At 41.3% G+C, this 14,542-nt stretch carries 14 protein-coding genes; 8 read left to right on the top strand and 6 right to left on the bottom strand.

All coding sequences use genetic code 11. The annotated features are described in order from the left end of the window. Positions 1 to 2: 2 nt before the first annotated feature. Positions 3 to 479 carry a transcription elongation factor GreB gene (greB, locus tag PAUR_RS01750; protein ID WP_192506112.1) on the bottom strand — a complete coding sequence of 159 codons (477 nt, stop codon included), beginning with the start codon at positions 477 to 479 and terminating at the stop codon, positions 3 to 5. A 194-nt stretch (positions 480 to 673) separates the two neighbouring features. On the opposite strand from greB, the gene ompR reads away from it, so the two are divergent. Genes ompR through PAUR_RS01735 form a run of 3 tightly spaced genes read left to right on the top strand, consistent with a single transcriptional unit; the run spans position 674 to position 3,494 of the window. After that, entirely contained in the window at positions 674 to 1,393 is a 720-nt protein-coding gene (gene ompR, locus PAUR_RS01745) for an osmolarity response regulator transcription factor OmpR (RefSeq protein WP_192506111.1), read from the top strand. Positions 1,394 to 1,401: 8 nt separating this feature from the next. Next, positions 1,402 to 2,721, top strand: a complete 1,320-nt coding sequence (gene envZ / locus PAUR_RS01740; protein ID WP_192506110.1) for a two-component system sensor histidine kinase EnvZ — start codon at positions 1,402 to 1,404, stop codon at positions 2,719 to 2,721. A 2-nt stretch (positions 2,722 to 2,723) separates the two neighbouring features. Beyond that, complete coding sequence (locus PAUR_RS01735) at positions 2,724 to 3,494, top strand: Rossmann-fold NAD(P)-binding domain-containing protein (protein WP_404821661.1); 771 nt, start codon at positions 2,724 to 2,726, stop codon at positions 3,492 to 3,494. Positions 3,495 to 3,511: 17 nt separating this feature from the next. Here the strand turns inward: PAUR_RS01735 and hutC are convergent, their stop codons facing one another. After that, positions 3,512 to 4,231 carry a histidine utilization repressor gene (gene hutC / locus PAUR_RS01730; RefSeq protein ID WP_192506108.1) on the bottom strand — a complete coding sequence of 240 codons (720 nt, stop codon included), beginning with the start codon at positions 4,229 to 4,231 and terminating at the stop codon, positions 3,512 to 3,514. A gap of 111 nt (positions 4,232 to 4,342) precedes the next feature. Between hutC and hutI the strand changes: the two genes are divergently transcribed. Both hutI and PAUR_RS01720 read left to right on the top strand, forming a co-directional pair. Continuing rightward, on the top strand, positions 4,343 to 5,569 hold the full coding sequence (gene hutI, locus PAUR_RS01725; RefSeq protein WP_192506107.1) for an imidazolonepropionase: 1,227 nt from the start codon (positions 4,343 to 4,345) through the stop codon (positions 5,567 to 5,569). Between the two features lie 128 nt (positions 5,570 to 5,697). Continuing rightward, positions 5,698 to 7,356, top strand: a complete 1,659-nt coding sequence (locus PAUR_RS01720; protein ID WP_192506266.1) for an EAL domain-containing protein — start codon at positions 5,698 to 5,700, stop codon at positions 7,354 to 7,356. Positions 7,357 to 7,371: 15 nt separating this feature from the next. On the opposite strand, the gene PAUR_RS01715 is transcribed toward PAUR_RS01720, so the two are convergent. Then, on the bottom strand, positions 7,372 to 8,430 hold the full coding sequence (locus tag PAUR_RS01715) for a formimidoylglutamase (protein ID WP_192506106.1): 1,059 nt from the start codon (positions 8,428 to 8,430) through the stop codon (positions 7,372 to 7,374). A gap of 6 nt (positions 8,431 to 8,436) precedes the next feature. Then, positions 8,437 to 8,940: a ribonuclease E activity regulator RraA gene (gene rraA, locus PAUR_RS01710; protein WP_192506105.1), complete on the bottom strand. Its 504-nt coding sequence runs from the start codon at positions 8,938 to 8,940 to the stop codon at positions 8,437 to 8,439. A 167-nt stretch (positions 8,941 to 9,107) separates the two neighbouring features. Here rraA and PAUR_RS01705 point away from each other — a divergent pair, with 167 nt between their 5' ends. The 3 genes from PAUR_RS01705 to PAUR_RS01695 all read left to right on the top strand — a co-directional run bounded on the left by PAUR_RS01705 (position 9,108) and on the right by PAUR_RS01695 (position 12,690). After that, positions 9,108 to 9,629, top strand: a complete 522-nt coding sequence (locus PAUR_RS01705; RefSeq protein WP_192506104.1) for a phosphatase PAP2 family protein — start codon at positions 9,108 to 9,110, stop codon at positions 9,627 to 9,629. Next, entirely contained in the window at positions 9,626 to 10,678 is a 1,053-nt protein-coding gene (locus tag PAUR_RS01700) for an MJ1255/VC2487 family glycosyltransferase (protein WP_192506103.1), read from the top strand. The genes PAUR_RS01705 and PAUR_RS01700 overlap by 4 nt, the downstream gene beginning before the upstream one ends. Positions 10,679 to 10,809: 131 nt before the next feature. Beyond that, positions 10,810 to 12,690: a methyl-accepting chemotaxis protein gene (locus PAUR_RS01695; protein WP_192506102.1), complete on the top strand. Its 1,881-nt coding sequence runs from the start codon at positions 10,810 to 10,812 to the stop codon at positions 12,688 to 12,690. Between the two features lie 81 nt (positions 12,691 to 12,771). Here the strand turns inward: PAUR_RS01695 and PAUR_RS01690 are convergent, their stop codons facing one another. Continuing rightward, a complete protein-coding gene (locus PAUR_RS01690) occupies positions 12,772 to 13,146 on the bottom strand; it encodes a gamma-butyrobetaine hydroxylase-like domain-containing protein (protein WP_192506101.1) in 375 nt (124 codons plus the stop codon). 59 nt (positions 13,147 to 13,205) lie between these two features. Further along, the gene (hslU, locus tag PAUR_RS01685; RefSeq protein WP_192506100.1) at positions 13,206 to 14,534 is read right to left on the bottom strand and encodes an HslU--HslV peptidase ATPase subunit; all 1,329 of its coding nucleotides are present in this window, start codon (positions 14,532 to 14,534) and stop codon (positions 13,206 to 13,208) included. Positions 14,535 to 14,542 lie beyond the last annotated feature (8 nt).

Raw genomic sequence — 14,542 nt, 5'->3', positions numbered from 1 at the left:
GCTTAGCTGGAAGGGTAATCTATTTTGTTTACGAACCATACTTTTTCTCCTTGCGGAGTTTGTACTACAAAGTCATCGTCGACTTGTTTGCCTAATAGAGCACGGGCCATCGGTGAATCAATAGAAATATAATCATGTCGCTCATAAATTTCGTCAGGGCCAACAATGCGAAACTTTTTACATTGTTGTTCGTCATTCTCAATTTCAACCCAAGCACCAAAAAAGACTTTGCCAGCCTGTTGAGACGAATATTCAATAATTTTCAAATCGGGTAAACGCTTTCTTAAATATCTAACCCGCCTATCTATTTGCCTTAATACACGTTTATTGAATGTGTAATCTGCATTCTCAGAGCGATCACCTAAGCTTGCAGCCCATGACACGATTTTCGTGATCTCTGGGCGTTTTTCATGCCAAAGGTGATCATGTTCTTGCTGCAATTTTCGGTACCCTTCAGGGGTGATCAGGTTTGTCTTCATGTCATAAATCGGCTCTGTGTTGATGCTGTGACAACTTAAATAAAAAAGATTTGGATGTCGAGCTTTCTACGTTCGCGGACCTTATTTTTTTACTTTGTAACGTTCGGTAACAAATCTTCTTTTAAGGTATGGTGTCTAGTTATCTATTTTTCAATTATATTAAGCTAAGGTATTAATAAAAAGAAGAATGAGTAATGGGAAGTGAAACCACTAAGGTTTTAGTCGTAGATGATGATATGCGTCTACGCAGTTTATTGGAAAGGTATTTAGTTGAGCAAGGGTTCATTGTTCGCACTGCTGCCAACGGTGAGCAAATGGATCGTTTATTAGAGCGAGAAAACTTCCACCTAATGGTCTTAGACTTGATGCTGCCTGGAGAGGATGGGTTATCAATCTGCCGCCGGCTTAGACAAAAAGAAAATGAAATCCCGATTGTAATGTTAACTGCAAAAGGGGATGAAGTGGATAGAATTATAGGTTTGGAATTGGGAGCTGATGACTATATTCCAAAACCGTTTAATCCACGAGAACTGCTTGCCAGAATTAAAGCCATTTTACGACGCAGGGCAAAAGAAGTTCCAGGTGCGCCAGCAGCAGAAGAAAATGAAGTGGCTTTTGGTATATTCAAACTAAACTTGGCAACACGTGAAATGCATAAAGGTGATGAGGTCATCGCCCTAACAAGTGGAGAGTTTGCGGTATTAAAAGCACTTGTTAATCATCCTAGAGAGCCTTTAAGTCGAGATAAATTAATGAATTTAGCTCGAGGCAGAGATTACAGTGCGTTGGAAAGAAGCATTGATGTACAAGTTTCACGGCTACGCAGAATGATTGAAGAAGATGCAACTAATCCACGTTATATTCAAACCGTTTGGGGTTTAGGGTATGTATTTGTTCCTGATGGCCAAAGTTAGTTAGGCGTATGAGTTTACTTCCAAAAAGTGCATTTGGGCAAACCGTGTTTTTTGTTGGGGCATTATTACTTGTCAATCAAATTATGTCTTATATCACTGTGACTTTGTATGTATTTAAACCAACATTCGAGCAAGTCAACTTGATGTTAGCGAAGCAAGTTAAAACGGTCTTTATTGATTGGGAAGATGGCGTTGAAGTGACATCTGAATTATCAGAGCGATTTTTTGAAATCACTGGTATAGAAGTAATGACACAGAGAGAGGCGTATATTAATGGGTTAGGAGAAGCAAAAGAATATACTTTATTGTCGAAAAGTATGTCAGAGCAATTAAATGGCTCAGCACGTGTACGGATCAGCCAAGGTGATCCTGTCGTGTATTGGGTTGAAGCCCCTCAAGCGCCTGGTTATTGGGTTCGTGTACCTTTGACAGGTTTTAGTGAAACCAAGCTGGAGTTTTTAATTTTTTATTTATCGAGTATCGGTTTTTTAAGTGTGCTCGGTGGCTGGTGGTTTGCTCGACATTTAAACCGACCCTTAAAAGCATTGCAGACAGCGGCAGGACGAGTCGGAGTAGGCGATTTTTCTACACGATTAGTTGAACGTGGTTCAACAGAGGTGATTGAAGTAACAAAAGCATTTAATCAAATGTCAAAAGGGATTGCTGAACTTGAAAGTGATCGCCGGTTGCTAATGGCTGGAGTGTCTCATGATTTAAGAACGCCGTTAACGCGCATTCGTTTAGCCACGGAAATGATGGCTGATGAGGAAGATTATTTGAAGGAAGGCATCATTGACGATATTGAAGATATGAATGCCATAATTGATCAATTTATTGAATACTTACGGCATCATAATTCTGGTGAAATGGTGTTAGAGGACGTGAACACCGTTGTTGAGGAAGTTGTACATGCCGAGCAGCAGCATCAACGTACTATTCATTTGTCAACACAAGAAGAATTAACACCAGTATTGATGAATTCAGTTGCACTCAAGCGGGTACTGACAAACATGATTGAGAATGCGATTCGGTATTCAGATGCCGCGATTGAAGTGTCCACTGAATATAATGTACTTGATAAATCCGTACTAATTAAGGTACAAGATAGAGGGCCTGGGATTCCAGAAGAAGAGCTGGAAAGTGTCTTTGAGCCATTTAAACAGGGCGATCAAGCTCGAGGTAGTGAAGGAAGTGGGCTTGGCTTAGCAATTATTAAACGGATAGTGACCACTCATGGAGGAGAAGTAAGATTGCAAAACCGCCCTGATGGCGGTTTAAGTGCCCAAGTGCGGCTTCCTAGCGCAGGTAAGGCGTCAGAGAAAATTTAATATTGGATAAAAGTATGACGCAGTTAATTGTATTGGGGGCAGGTTGGCTTGGCCAACCTTTGTGTCGGCAGGCGAACGAACGAGGTTGGCAAGTACAGGGAACACGGCGAAACCCTGACCCTACAGTACCATTTGAACGACAGTTCAGTTTGTTAGAAGAGCGGGTTACCCATACCTTATCATTGCACAATGCTTGGTGGGTATGCGCTATACCACCAAGAGCAAGAAATAAAGATAGTCAGTACCTACATACTTTAGAGCATGCTTTAACATTGAGTAAAGATATGTCCGCTAAAGGCTTTTTACTGTGCTCAAGTACCGGGGTGTATAGCCGTGCCGACGGGTTATACAATGAACACAGCTCTATTGAGACTTCAACAGACCGGCAGCAAATGTTGGTTAATGCGGAGCGCATGGTATTGAATCAGGGTGGCAAAGTTTTGAGATTAGCTGGTTTGGTTGGGCCAAATAGAGAGCCAGGTCAATTTATTGCAGCAAAGGCACTGAAAAGTTCATCGCATGGGCATGTTAATATGGTACATCAGCAAGATGTTTTAAATGGTATATTTACTGTTCTATCTAACTGGCACCATAACCAAGCAATATATAATTTATGTCATCCATGGCACCCGACGCGTGCGCAGTATTATCAACAAAAATGTCAATTATTGGAAACCCAGCCCCCCACATTTTCGTGTGACACAGAAAGCGAACGTATTATTGATGGTTCGGCTATAGAGCAACTTGGTTTTGAATATTTACATGCTATCTAACGAATATGGAGAAACCTCTATTCGCTGTTGCGTTTGAATGTTAAGTGTCCGCCTAAACGGTATTTGCTGCCAGGAGAAATTAAACGAGCAAAACTGACGATGCCTTCATACGACCAAGTACGGCGAATAACTTGTAAGCAAGGCTCTTCATTAAATAAGCTTAACCATTGGCAAACTTCAATGGACGGCATAATCGCCTCAACAGTGTGGCGGGCTTCCGTCAAAGGTGCCACTTGCGATAAATATTCGTGTGGTGTAGTTAAGTTGAAGTCTTGCTGCAAATAATTGCTGGCAAGTGTAGGGTTAACAAATCGTTCCTCCACTTGTAGTGGTTGCTCATTTTCATTGTGGACTAAGACACTTCGGTAGACTTGACTGTCTATATCGACACCTAAAGCTATGGCTATGGGTGCAATGGCAGATATGGACTCTAGTGATAAGACGCTGCAAGAATATGCACCGTTACGGGCTTGAACTTCATCAGAAATATTCTTAATTTCTAATAAGGAGGACTGTGATTTAAGGCTTGCTACAAATGTGCCTAAACCTTGACTCCGTGTCAAAATTCCCGCATTTGTTAACTCACTGAGCGCTCTACGTGCTGTCATGCGACTTACCGAAAATTGTTCTGCTAATTCATTTTCTGATGGAACGCGTTGATCCTCAACCCAGTTTGCGGCTCTAATATTGTCGATAATATGTTGCTTTATAAGTGCAAATTTAGGTTGTTGGGTCATACCAAGCATGCCGAATTAAGAGTCATGTATGCAAAAGATGGCACAACTTTCTTGTATATACAAGTAACCTTGTTACACTCATATCAGATATTTATTTTCGGAGCTGTGGCGATGATTGAGCCTGATTTAGTAATTTGTGATGTGAACCTTGCAACGATGGACGTTGACCGTTCTGATGCCTATGGCATGATTGAGCAGGGAGCTGTAATGATTAAAGATGGCACTATAGCTTGGTTAGGTAAGCAAGCCGATATGCCAAGATTTGATGCTTTAGTGACTCCTGTACATTCTGGAAAAGGCGCATGGCTAACACCGAGCTTAATTGATTGTCACACACATATTCTATTTGCAGGTAATCGTGCCACAGAATTTGAACAACGTCTGCAAGGTGTATCCTACCAACAGATTGCTCAGCAAGGTGGCGGGATTGCTAGTACAGTTCGTGCGACACGTGAGGCAGATCACGAAACATTATTTGTTAATGCAAAGACACGTTTAAATAGCTTATTAAGAGAAGGTGTTACAACGGTTGAGAGTAAAACAGGTTATGGTTTAGATACAGAAAATGAACTTAAATTACTCGAAGTAAACACGCTTTTATCTGCGCATCACCCGATAGATATTCATAGTACGTTTTTAGGGGCTCATGCATTACCCCCCGAGTATGCCGGGCGTGCTGATGAGTATATTGATATTGTATGTAATGACATGCTGCCTCGTGTAGCTGAACTGAACTTGGCCACCGCGGTTGATGTTTTTTGCGAAAATGTTGGGTTTAGTTATGAACAAACACGTCGAGTGTTTGAGGCAGCTACTAAACTCGGGCTAAAAGTGAAGTGTCACGCAGAGCAATTATCTAATCAAAAAGGCACTGAATTAGTTGCTGAGTTTAAAGGTTTATCGGCAGATCATATTGAGTATTTAGATGAAGCTGGTGTGATTGCTATGGCTAATGCCGGCACGACTGCCGTACTACTTCCCGGAGCATTTTATTTTCTGAGAGAAACGCAGCTACCACCTATTGAATTACTTCGAAAACATCATGTATCTATGGCCATTGCGAGTGATTTTAATCCTGGGACGGCGCCACTATGTTCGTTGCGGTTAATGTTAAACATGGGTTGTACATTGTTTAGAATGACACCAGAAGAAACCCTCAAAGGGGTAACTTGTGAAGCTGCTAAGGCGCTTGGTTTATCGGACCGAGGTGTTTTAAAAGAAGGGATGCGAGCAGACATTGCGTTATGGGATATTAGTCATCCTGCGCAATTAAGTTACCAATTTGGCGTGAATGATCTGTTAAATCTCTGGATCTTAGGTAAACTTATTCAGTATTAATTTTTTGCAATGGGGTATTGATGTCGGCTTTCACACATATGTGGTCCGTCACCGCGATCCCCGTACTCAATGGATTGCAACAGGGGTTCATTCCTCTTCTAGCGGCTTTGCTAGCGGGTGTCATATTGATGGGCAGCATGGCTGTAATAGTGTTGAGTAAAAAACCGCGACTGCGTATTTTACATGCAGTGACGGCGGGAATAGGGCTGGCAGCACTCGCCATGAATACTGATTGGGTTCAGTATGTTTTTGGACTGACCCTAATCCTGCATATTATGTATAACTTACGATATAGTGAAGGTGCTCATCTTGTATTGAGCTGTGTATGTGCACTGATATTTATTATGTTGTTGGGAGGGCATATCGTATGGTCTTGGCCACACGTACTGAGTGTTGCAGTGCTAGGCCTGCTGTATATTGGGCAGCTTTGCCTTCTTGGTAATGATGAAGAGGTTGAGACGGTTCAAAGTGAAGCCGCAAGTGACCAAGCTCATGATGTGTTAGGTTTGCCTGATCGGGCAAGTTTAAGAGCTGCTTTTAATGAGTTTAGAACTTTAGACCCAGGACCTGCAATGTTGGTGATGATCCGCCTTGAAGGTTTTGAGCAAGTTAATCTACATTTAGGTCGGGAATTTGGAGATTTACTGCTTGCGCAATCAGCAAATAGAATTAAACAACAACTACACAGCCATGATGTTATTGCGATTGCAAATGGTAACGATATGGCAAGGGTTGCTCATTTAGGTGGACTCCATTTTGTTTTCGTATGTGGACTGAGTAACCAAAAACACCTCCATGAACAACTCATTGATGATATTTTACGTAGTACGCTAAAACCCTTTAATGTTGGAAATTGTACCTTAGAAGTGAGTGCGCGGGCGAGTTATGTCAACTGTGATGAAGAGCTTGGTCAATTTGATAATTTACTTACATGTGGGTTTTTGGCATTAGATAGTCAACCAAATCGCGCTGTCTGTGCATATCAACAACAAATGCAAATTACTAAATTAGAACAACAGGCGCGTTTGGCTGAACTTGCCCATATTGATTTTCGCAGTGAATTCGAGCTGTACTTTCAACCTGTGATCCGTCATCAAGATAACGAGATAGAGTTTTTAGAGTTATTGTTACGTTGGCAACATCCTAAGCAGGGAATTTTGGCTGCGGGTAGATTTATTGATGATATTCGTTTGGCTGGATTAGCTGTGCCAGTTGCACATTATGTCATCGAGCGGGCAGCTGAAATTGCCATGGCGTTGAGAATGGACAATATTCATATGCCGTTGAGCGTAAACGTATTTGGCCCTGAAATGCTGCATGAAGAATTTATTGAATTTCTGGATAGGATTCTACTGGAACATCATTTATTACCTGGGGACTTAATTATTGAGTGTCCATCAGCTCTGTTTATGTCATTGGATGCACAAGGTGTTGCTATGGTGGCACGTTTGAGAAGTATTGGCGTTCGATTGTGTGTAGATGGTTTTGGAGAAGCGCCATTAATTCTAGCGAAGTTACCAAAGCTTTCTGTAGATTACGTGAAAGTTGGGCGGTCTCTAACTGCTGAACATCAGCAGCAAGGACAGTTTAAAAGTGTAGTCCGGGGCATGGTAGAAATGCAGCAGCAGCTTAATAGTAAAGTAATTTGCGAAGGAGTTGAAACTCAAGAGCAGCTTAACTTTGTACAAAGCCTAGAAACATTTGCTGCTCAAGGCTATTTTTTTGCTAGACCGTTAAGCAGCGTAGGTATGATAAGCTGGCTGAAACAATGGAAACTAGAGCATTAATGGCGTGATTTTGAATTAATTCTCAACGCGTTGGCGACTCGTAAGGTAGCTACACACTAAACCGCTAAGTGCTTGACCTGCCTCAATCAACCCTTGCGCCAACCCCTGGGGGTGATTAGCGGGGGCCGCTTCACACAAATGTAAATAAGCGGTATTACTTTGCTCGGCAGATAATGATACAAAGTGTTCAGCATCGTTGGTTGTAAAGCCACAGTTTGTATAGGCACTTACAGGCATGCCACTAATACTATCTACGTCCACTTCAACTCCCATAGGGGCAGTATTGTCAAAGCGATCTAAACCCGTTTTAATCGCTTGAGTTAACGTGCATCTTCGCGTCACAAGGATATCTTGATAAGTGGTATAGCTAAAATTCGCTGTATCTAAGGCTTCTAAAATTGCTTGATTATTTTTTTGAGCATGTAAACCTACGACATGATAATCGCTTAACATGTTTTGTTGGTAGGCATAATGAAATCCATTGCCACTGTGACGCCCTTCTATCGCTCTAAAGTCTGCGTGTGGGTCAAAGTTAATCGCATGGCATGCTTGCCCTGTTACTGAGTGAAGTGCTTGTATAATACCCAAGCAGTTATTATGACCCCCACCAATAATGATAGGCTCTAAACCAGCTGCAAATACCATTTTGAGGACATTACTGACACGTTGATCTATATCGGCACATAGATGACGTAATTCAGCCAATTGTTCAGGTTGCTTATTGCATAAGTTTTTACTCGTCTTTTGAAGATCATCACATATGACCTCCCCTAAGAGCAGTACATTTTTAGGGTCTAAAAATTGGTTACAGGGTAAATTCAAAAATCGTTGTAAAAATGCTTGCCACCCTAATGTCGCACCACCTTGACCACAATTTGCACGAGGACCAATATCCTCATTAATACCAACGAGTACATACTTGATACCAAAAGCGGCTGCATCTTTAAGTGCTTGCAGAGTCTCTAACTGTGTATCAAGAAAAGTTAAAGACTGCCAGAATTTTTGCTCATTCTCACGAGTCGTTACAAGGCTGGCAATATCAGCTTCGCGATAAATATGTAGGTGTTCAGTCATGGTGCTCTAGTCTTGCGTATCGTCGGTTTCTAAGATAAGTTCTTCAGCGGAAATAATGATGCCGGTGCTATCTGCATATAGGTAATCATCATCAAAAAATGATACGCCAGCAAAATTAACAGGGACACCGTGTTCGCCAGCCCCTTCACTATCGGCAGATACGGGGGTAGATGAAATAGCTTGAATGCCTATATTGCACTCTTCAAGTTCATCGACATGGCGTATAGCACCATATACGATAATACCTTGCCAATTGTTTTCGACAGCCAATTCAGCTAAATCTATATCAATTAACGCGCGTCGAGTTGAGCCGCCACCATCAATTAATAAAATAGTGTCACTGCCATCTTGCTCTAACGTTGAGCGGATCAATTCGTTATTCTCAAAACATTTAATCGTTTTAATGCGCCCACAGAAAGCTGTTTGCCCACCAAAGTTAATAAACATAGGTTCGAGTACATCAACGACGTCAGCGAAATGATCGCACAAGTCTGAAGTGCTGTAGTCCATACTTTAAATCCTCTGAAAAAATAACGAAAGTCCATTTTAGTATACTCCCATAAATGGTCATAGCAATGGGTAAACAGTAACTTACATATTAGTGTCGCAAAACTGTCACGGCTTTGTTATTTAGCTCTTCTATGCTGAAAATGTGAGCAAAGTAATAGGTGAGCATTATGAAAGGTAAATTAGCGCAGTTAGACACCGTATTGTATTTTGCAGTGTTTACACCTAGCCCAAAAAACTGGTGGCGGGTTGTTGCGTTAGCATTTTCGAAAAGTGGCAATGGTGGACTTTATATTCTACTGGCTTTAATTTGTGCTGTATTTTTGGAGCCTTTAGGGCAAAAGTTTGCACTGACTGCAGTATTAGCATTTGCGATTGAAAGACCTCTGTATTTCTTTTTAAAAAAACGGATTGCTCGTGTACGGCCATGTGATTGTTTTGCTCTTAAAGCGCTGTTAACGCCGGCAGACAAATTTAGCCTTCCTTCTGGTCACAGTGCGGGAGCATGGTTATATGCAATTTGTGTCATAGAGCATTTGAGTGTTCCGCTGTGGCCATTAATAATTTGGGCATCAGGTGTGTCGTTATCACGAGTTGTGGTAGGCGTCCATTACCCCTTAGATGTTGTGGTTGGTGCGATGATGGGGATTGGGTGTGCCAGTCTAGCGATTTTTTTAGTAGGGATATTATGAAAATATTATACGGCGTACAGGGAACAGGTAATGGCCATATTACGCGGGCGCGAGTAATGGCAGAGTGTTTTACAGAAAAAAATATCGATGTTGACTATATATTTTCTGGTCGCAAAGACAGTGAATATTTTGATATGCAGCCTTTTGGGCATTATCAAACAAGAGCAGGGCTGAGCTTTTCCACACGTAATGGTCAAGTTGATCAAATCGAGACATTAAAAAACTTAAAGATCGGCCAATTTATTAAAGATGTTCGAAACCTTGATGTAACTCAGTATGATGTTGTCTTTAACGACTTTGAACCGATCACCGCATGGGCTGCTAAACGCGCCAAAATACCGGTTATAGCGATGAGTCATCAAGCTGCATTTTTATGTCCCGAAGTGCCTATATATAGTCACAGTTTTCTTAAACGTACACTTTTAAAGCAGTTTGCGCCCGCGGATGTTTATTTAGGTGTGCATTGGCAGCCATTTGCAAAAAATATTATTCCGCCTTTTATACCTTATGATAAGCCAGTTAATCATTGCAGCTCAATCGCGAATAAAGTGTTGGTATATTTGCCATTTGAAAACCTCAACCGTGTTTTAGAGTTGCTACAAGATTTTCCTGATAAAGAGTTTTACTGCTATCACCCAGATGCTAATAATCAGTCACAAGCGCATATTCATCTTCGAAAGCCAAATAGGCAGGGTTTTTTAAAAGACCTTGTAAACACGAGCGGAGTGATAGGTAATGCCGGTTTTGAACTATCAAGTGAAGCTTTAAAATTTGGCAAAAAACTTTTATTGAAGCCATTGGCTGGTCAATTTGAGCAATTGGCAAACGCACATACGTTAGAGGAGATGGGGTTTGCTCGGGTTATGCACTATTTAAGTTCTGACGCGTTAGAAGAATTTCTTGAATTGCCCAGCGGAAAGAGTATCGATTTTCCAACTAACCCATATGCATTGGTTGATTGGCTTATGTCAAAGCAATGGCATGATTTAGACTCGCTCCATAAAACGCTGTGGCAAGGCTTGTCATTACCAACGGATAAAGCGGCATAACTATTTGCTTTGTTCAGTATTTTTGCAATAGTTGGCAGTGATTTTTATTAATTTCAAAGGGGTTCTAATACGCATTGGCGCATATTCTCAGCTATACTGTCTGCTAAGTAGCAAAAAATATAGGTAACAGTATGGCCTTATTGGAAAATTTAACCATTAAACGGCGTTTGCAACTCAATGCCCTTGTTGTGGGCATCGCAATGTTAGTGATGTTGTTTGTGATTATTCTCGAAGCAAAAACGATGCTTAGGCTCAATGAAACGATTGAATATGCTGAAGAATTAGATATTCATGAGTTAGCTATGCGCAAGTATGAGAAAAATTTCCTATTCTATAAGGACACGGATGCGTTAAAGCAATTTGAAGCGGAATATGCAGAGCTTCAACAAAAAGTTGAATCTTTGTCAGTGATATTCGATGAATTCGGTATTGATGCGGCTCAATTGAATGAGTTTAAACGGCTAGCGGCTTCTTACAACCAAGACTTTCATAGTGTTGTGGAGCTGCAAAAAACCATTGGATTACATCCAAAAGATGCCCTTTATGGTGAATTAAGAGGGGCTGTGCATGAGGTAGAAACGTTACTTAAAGAACGGCAAAACTTTGAATTATTAACCACTATGTTGCAGTTGCGTCGAGCTGAAAAAGACTTCATGTTACGATTGGATTTAAAGTATTTAACTAAATTCGATAAACTCATCTCAACTTTTAGCACGCAGATTTCTCAAGCTGGTTTTGATAATAACTATCAGAACAACTTACTTTCGCTCGTTGATGAATATCAGAATAAATTTGAGGCCTTAGTCAGTGCACAACAAACACTGGGATTAAGCTTAGATGATGGTGCATTGGGTAAAATGAAAATCAATGTGCAAAAAAGTGATAAGGTTGTTGCTGAGATTGTCGAACAAACAAAATTGGAAATTAAACTTAACGCAGATGAAACGCAATTTGTGGGCATTGCTATTTTTGTTATAGCTGCTGTGATAGTGATGATTTTAGTGTTGTTAACAAGCAGTTCTATTATTAATCCTGTGGAGCGAGTTTATCAAACCATTGAACGGATCCGTCGAGAGAATAATCTAGGGCTAACGATAGAGCAAACGGGTAACGATGAGATAACAATTATGACCCGAGATTTTAATAGTTTAGTCAATGATTTTGGGATATTAATTTCAGAGGTTAATTCAGCGCTAGGTACAATTAACGATGCCACGTTACATTTAACAGAAACAACGGCGCAAACCAGCTCTGGAATGCACGAGCAATTACACGAAGCAGATATGGTAGCCACTGCTGCAACAGAAATGCAAGCGACCATTCAAGATATTTCACATAATACGGAAGCCGCAGCACAAAAAGCAGAGTCAACTAACAATAATGCGCAGCAAGGTCGGAGTGAAGTTGATGCGACCATTAAACATATTATGGTGTTGTCGGAGTCTTTAGCAGGTGCGTCGGATGTGGTATCTCAATTAGAGAAAGATGGCGAGACGATTGGTTCTGTGTTGGATGTTATACGAGGTATTGCCGAACAGACCAATTTGTTGGCATTAAATGCGGCCATAGAAGCAGCGCGAGCTGGCGAGCAAGGCCGAGGTTTTGCTGTGGTTGCAGATGAAGTACGGTCATTGGCACAGCGCACGCAAGACTCGACACAAGAGATAGAAAGTATTATTTCGACGTTACAACAGCGTACGCGTGAAGTGGTTAATATCATGGAGCAATGTCGTGTGCAAGGCAGTGAAAGTGTTTCTCAAGCGGAGAAAGCAGGTGAGTTTCTAACTTTAATTACTACAGATGTGCAAACAATTATGGATATGAGCACACATATCGCCACGGCAATTGATGAGCAAAATCAAGTTGCCTCAGAGGTAAATAAAAATGTAGTGCGTATTAGGGATATTGCCCAAGTGGCATCTGAACATGCGCAATCAAATGCTCAAAGTAGCGAGGAAGTGTCTGAGCAAGCCAGTGTGCTGCATCAAGCCGTTGCAAAATATAAGGTGTAATACACATCTAAAAATAGCGCAAATAAACGCGGCTTTTGCTGCGTTTTTTTGTGTGTGGCTAAATGGGTTTTATAAGAAGGGTTATGGGATAAACTTAATTGGTACACTATCTAATTGAGCGTGATATTGCTCCGTTCGTTCGAGATAGGTTTGCCAATATAATTGATAATTAACGCATAGTTCTCTGAGATATTGCCAGCTGAAGAGCCCTGAGTTGTGACCATCATTAAAATGCAGCTTAACTGCGTAATGACCAACTGGCTCGAGCCGTTCAATTTTGACAGCGTGTTTATTGAGCACTAACTTGCTGGGTGTCGTACCATGCCCTTGAACTTCCGCCGATGGGGAATGAGTACGAAGATACTCGCAACTTAACGTGTGCATTTGTGCATCATCAAAGTAGATGTCGAGCATCTTACTTTTACGGTGATAGTGTAATTTAGTTACTACATACATAGAAATGTCGGTCCATAAAAAAACGGAGCATATGCTCCGTTTTATCATAGTTTTGCTCGTTATAAAATAAAGCGGCTTAAGTCTTCATCTTGCACTAAAATGTCCAAATGCTTTTCAACGTACTGTGCATTTATTTCGATGGCTTCACCATTTTTCTCTGATGCATCAAATGAAATTTCTTCCATCAATTTTTCCATCACAGTATGAAGGCGGCGTGCGCCAATATTTTCAGTTTTTTCGTTTACTCGCCATGCAGCTTCTGCAATACGAGTGAGTGCATCTTCAGTGAAGTTAATATCAACCAGCTCGGTTTTCAATAAAGCTTGTTGTTGCTCAGTTAAAGATGCATGAGGCTCTGTGAGGATACGCTCAAAATCTTTGGCGGTCAGTGCTTCAAGTTCAACACGAATGGGCAAGCGCCCTTGCAGCTCAGGGATCAAATCAGACGGTTTGGACATTTGAAATGCACCAGAGGCAATAAACAAGATATGGTCTGTCTTAACCATTCCATGTTTAGTACTGACTGTAGACCCTTCAATTAGAGGCAAAAGGTCGCGCTGCACGCCTTCACGGCTTACATCTGGGCCTTGGGCTTCTCCGCGCTTACAAATCTTATCAATTTCATCAATAAAGACGATACCGTTTTGTTCAACTGAAAAAATAGCCTGCTCTTTAAGCTCTTCAGGGTTTACCATTTTAGCGGCTTCTTCTTCGATGAGCAGTTTAAAAGCATCTTTGATTTTAAGCTTACGACTTTTCTTTTTCTCGCCGGTCATGTTTTGGAACATGCCCTGTAGTTGATTTGTCATTTCCTCCATACCAGGAGGTGCCATGATCTCAACTTGAGGCTGAGTCTCAGCAATATCAATATCTATTTCTTTATCGTCTAGCTGTCCTTCACGCAGCTTTTTACGGAACACCTGACGAGTCGAATTGTTATCTGCGGGCTGTGACTCACCCCAGGCGTCTTTAGCGGGTGGTAATAAGGCATCAAGAATACGTTCTTCTGCGGCTTCTTCTGCACGGTGTTGGTGTTTCTTAGACTGCTGTTCACGCGTCATTTTGATTGAGATATCGACTAAGTCACGGATAATAGTCTCAACTTCTTTACCTACATAGCCCACTTCGGTGAACTTTGTGGCTTCTACTTTTAAAAAAGGCGCGTTTGCTAGTTTGGCTAGGCGGCGTGCAATTTCAGTTTTACCAACCCCTGTTGGGCCGATCATCAAAATGTTTTTTGGTGTTACTTCTGCGCGCAAGTCATCATTCAACTGCATGCGACGCCAACGGTTACGCAGTGCGATAGCAACCGCTTTCTTCGCTTTATTTTGACCAATAATATGTTGATCTAGTTCGTGGACTATTTCTCTTGGGGTCATTGCGGTCATGGCAATTC

This window comes from Pseudoalteromonas aurantia 208 (genome assembly GCF_014858725.1).
GTDB lineage: Bacteria > Pseudomonadota > Gammaproteobacteria > Enterobacterales > Alteromonadaceae > Pseudoalteromonas > Pseudoalteromonas aurantia.
The sequence above is the reverse complement of the archived record's forward strand: the minus strand, read 5'-3'. Positions and strand labels throughout refer to the sequence as shown.

Bases quoted from the DNA above. Each gene is read 5' to 3' on its own strand.
- rraA (WP_192506105.1), bottom strand. From the start codon at position 8,940: ATGGACTACAGCACTTCAGACTTGTGCGATCATTTCGCTGACGTCGTT.
- PAUR_RS01695 (WP_192506102.1), top strand. From the start codon at position 10,810: ATGGCCTTATTGGAAAATTTAACCATTAAACGGCGTTTGCAACTCAAT.
- PAUR_RS01690 (WP_192506101.1), bottom strand. From the start codon at position 13,146: ATGTATGTAGTAACTAAATTACACTATCACCGTAAAAGTAAGATGCTC.
- envZ (WP_192506110.1), top strand. From the start codon at position 1,402: ATGAGTTTACTTCCAAAAAGTGCATTTGGGCAAACCGTGTTTTTTGTT.
- PAUR_RS01705 (WP_192506104.1), top strand. From the start codon at position 9,108: ATGAAAGGTAAATTAGCGCAGTTAGACACCGTATTGTATTTTGCAGTG.
- PAUR_RS01700 (WP_192506103.1), top strand. From the start codon at position 9,626: ATGAAAATATTATACGGCGTACAGGGAACAGGTAATGGCCATATTACG.
- hutC (WP_192506108.1), bottom strand. From the start codon at position 4,231: ATGACCCAACAACCTAAATTTGCACTTATAAAGCAACATATTATCGAC.
- greB (WP_192506112.1), bottom strand. From the start codon at position 479: ATGAAGACAAACCTGATCACCCCTGAAGGGTACCGAAAATTGCAGCAA.
- PAUR_RS01715 (WP_192506106.1), bottom strand. From the start codon at position 8,430: ATGACTGAACACCTACATATTTATCGCGAAGCTGATATTGCCAGCCTT.
- hutI (WP_192506107.1), top strand. From the start codon at position 4,343: ATGATTGAGCCTGATTTAGTAATTTGTGATGTGAACCTTGCAACGATG.
- ompR (WP_192506111.1), top strand. From the start codon at position 674: ATGGGAAGTGAAACCACTAAGGTTTTAGTCGTAGATGATGATATGCGT.
- hslU (WP_192506100.1), bottom strand. From the start codon at position 14,534: ATGACCGCAATGACCCCAAGAGAAATAGTCCACGAACTAGATCAACAT.
- PAUR_RS01720 (WP_192506266.1), top strand. From the start codon at position 5,698: ATGGGCAGCATGGCTGTAATAGTGTTGAGTAAAAAACCGCGACTGCGT.